Here is a 3,330-nt window from a genome sequence, read left to right as displayed (position 1 = left end):
CATACCCACCACCGCGATCGGCTCATGCCGCGCCGACTCCAGCTCCGCCAACCGCTCCTTGGTCCGGTGGAGTTCGGCGGTGGCGCGCTTCAGATAGCTGCGGATCTTGTCGTTCTCCGCGTTCATCGCTGCCCCCAGCTTCCTGTCGTACGGGCGGCCCTCGGTCCGGTCACGGCTGCTCGTCCAGGCGCTCGTCCAAAGGTGCGCCCAACGGCTCGTCCGGCTGCTCGTCCAGCTGTTCGTCGAGGAACGCGAAGATCTCGTCGTCGGTTGCCTCGTCGAGTCGGTCCGCCACGGTCGTCGCGGCGGCTCGGTCGCTGTCCGCACCGGACGCCGGCCGGTCCAGAGCGGTCAGCAGACCGACGAGTCGTTGGCGCACATCGGCGCGTCGGCCGTCCTGCGCGTCCATGAGGGCGATCGCTCGCGCCATCTGGTCGATCCCCGTCAGCACGGGATCCTCGGCCGACGTGCCCGGAGCGGGGTTCGCGGCGGGCAGTTCCGCGTTGATCCATTCCGCCACCTTCCTCGGCGTGGGATGGTCGAAGGCGAGCGTGCTCGGCAGACGCAGACCGGCCAGGCGGCCGAGCCGGTTGCGCAGCTCCAGCGTGGCCAGGGAGTCGAAGCCGATCTCGTGGAAAGGCCGTTCGGGATCGATCTGTGCGGCCGAGGCGTGACCGAGGACACCGGCGACCTGTTCGCCGACCATGTCCAGCAGGACGCTCATGCGCTCCTTGGCGGGCAGGGCCGCGAGACCTGCCGACGGACCCGGCCCGGACTCGTCCCGTACGGACGTCGCCGTGGTCGTGCGATGCCGGCGCCGGGGGGAGGGGAGGAGGGAGCGCAGCAACGGCGGGACCGAGGCGGGGCCGTTCTCCCCTGCCGTGCGGCGCAGCGCCGTGCTGTCCAGCAGCAGCGGGACGAGCAGGGCGGGGCCGTCCCGATACGTCGTCAGCGCCTGGTCCAGCAGTTCGAGGGCCTGGCCGGCAGGCATCGGCAGGATGCCGTCCCGGCGAAGTCGGCGAAGTGCCGTGGCATCGAGGCCGCCGGCCATGCCGTCCCGTTCGTCCCACAGCCCCCAGGCCAGGGAGACCGCCGGCAGCCCCGCCGCCCGGCGAAGCCGCGCGAACGCGTCGAGCACGCCGTTGGCGGCCGCGTAGGACGCTTGCCCCGGACGGCCCAGCAACCCGGCTGCGGCGGAGAACAGCACGAAGGCGCGCAGCGGATGCCCGAGCGTTGCCTCGTGGAGGTGACGTACGGCGTCGGCCTTGGCCCGCAGCACGGTGTCGATCCGCTCCGGAGTCAGCCGGGCGAGCGCCCCGTCGTCGAGGACACCGGCGGTGTGCACGACACCGGTCAGCGGATGCTCGGACGGGACTGCGGCGACCGCCCTTCGTACGTCGGCCGGATCGGCCAGGTCGCAGGAGACGAAGGAGGTGTGGACGCCCAGCTCGGTGAGTTCCCGTTCCAGCGCGGCGGATTCCGGTGCGTTCGGGCCGCTCCTGCTGACCAGCAGCATCCGCCGTACACCGTGACGCCTCGCCAGGTGCACGGCGACGCGTCGGCCGAGCGCACCGGTGCAGCCGGTCAGCAGGACGGTGCCGTCCATGCCGTGGGCGCAGGGTGCGGCGTCCGCAGGAGCCGGCGATCCGGCGGCCTCGGCGGGTGTCAGCGCCGGCGCGAGCATGACGCCCGCCCGCAACGCCAGCTGCGGCTCGTCCGAGGCCAGCGCCGTGGCCAGGGCCGCACGGGACTCCGGGGAGTCGTCCACGTCGAGGAGGCGGAAGCGGCCCGGATACTCCGACTGCGCGGAGCGCACCAACCCCCACAGCGCGGCGCCCGCGAGATCCGGCACATCGGTCTCCATGGCCTCGACCGCGCCCCGGGTGAGGACGGCCAGAGTCGTGCCGTTGGTCAGGCGTTCGTCCTCGATCAGTGCCTGGACGAGCGACAGACCGTGGGCGAGGGTCGCACGGACGGGATCGGGCGCGGACGTGGCCTCGGCCGCCGGGGGAGGGGAGCCGGGGAAGCGCGCAACGACCAGGGCGGGCCCGGGCCTCGATGCCATGGCGTCCAGAGCGGCACGCAGGGCCGCGAGGTCGGCGTGGGCCGTGGTGTGCGCATCGGGCAGGAAGGCGCGCAGAACCTCCGCCGTCTCCTCCGCGTCGGCGCCGACCACGGCGTAGCGGCGAGTGTCCACGAGGCTGGTCGAGTCGACCGGCTGCCAGTCGATGCGGTACATCGGCGCTGCCGCAAGGGCGCTCGGGGTGCTTGACGGCACTCGACGCAGCACGAGCGCGTCCAGGGCGAGGACGGGATCGCCCGCCGGGTCGGCGGCCCGCACGGAGAAGGCGCCGCCGCCGTCCGACGGTGCCAGCCGGACCCGGACCTGCTCGGCGCCGGTCCCGTACAGGGTGAGCCCCTGCCAGGAGAACGGCAGCAGGGTGCTGTGCCCACCGCCCGCATCGGACTCCTGCCACGGGCCTCCCACCCGCCACGGGTGCAGGGCCGCGTCGAACAGCGCGGGATGCACACCGAACCGGCGCTCCTCCTCTGATCCGGCCACCGCCTCGGGCAAGCGCACGTCGGCGAAGACCTCGTCCCCACGGCGCCACGCACCGGTCAGGCCGGTGAAGGCCGGACCGTAGTCATAGCCGGCGGCGGCGAACTCCGCGTACAGCCCGTCCACGTCGACGGCTTCCGCCCCCGGCGGTGGCCAGACCCCTGCCGCCCAGTCCGCCCAGTCCACCGCCGTCGCGGCCGGTTCCGCGCCCGCCAGAACACCGGCCGCATGCGTGGTCCACTCCGCCCCGGTCTCCTCCTCCGGCCGGGCAGCCACCGTCACCGCGCGCCGCCCGCGCTCGTCCGGTGCCTCCACCAGCACCTGAAGCTGGACAGCGCCCTGCGCGGGAAGAACGAGGGGCACATGGAGAGTGAGTTCTTCCACGGTCCCCGACCCCGTCTCCTCGGCAACGTGCAGCAGCAGGTCGGCGAAGGCCGTTCCGGGGAACAGCACCGCACCGGCGACCGTGTGATCGGCCAGCCATGGGTGCGCCGCGAGCGTCACCCTGCCGGTGAGCAGAGTCGCCCCGCTGCCGACGATCGACGTGGCGCCGGTCAGGAACGGATGGTCCTGCCGGGCCAGGCCCAGGCGTGTCGCCACCTCGGCATCCGAACGCCCGCTGTACGAAGCCGAGTTCGGTATCCAGTAGCGGTCGCGCTGGAAGGGGTAGGCCGGCAGCGACACACGCTGAGCGGGGATGCGTGAGGCATGGAGGGTGGTGGTGTGTCCGGTGGTGTGGAGGGTGGCGAGGGCGGTGGTGAGGGTGTCTG

At 73.2% G+C, this 3,330-nt stretch carries 2 protein-coding genes; both read right to left on the bottom strand.

Annotated elements, in window-relative coordinates:
* Window positions 1-126: polyketide synthase docking domain-containing protein (locus tag FDO69_RS43215; RefSeq protein WP_138430317.1), on the bottom strand; the 126-nt coding region annotated here is incomplete at its 3' end.
* A gap of 43 nt (window positions 127-169) precedes the next feature.
* Window positions 170-3,330, bottom strand: a 3,161-nt coding sequence (locus FDO69_RS40810) for a type I polyketide synthase (protein ID WP_138430316.1), incomplete at its 5' end; no start/stop codon positions are given.

It is taken from the genome of Streptomyces tibetensis (assembly GCF_007655005.1).
In the GTDB taxonomy this organism is placed as follows: domain Bacteria; phylum Actinomycetota; class Actinomycetes; order Streptomycetales; family Streptomycetaceae; genus Streptomyces; species Streptomyces tibetensis.
This window is presented reverse-complemented; position numbering and strand designations above follow the sequence as displayed.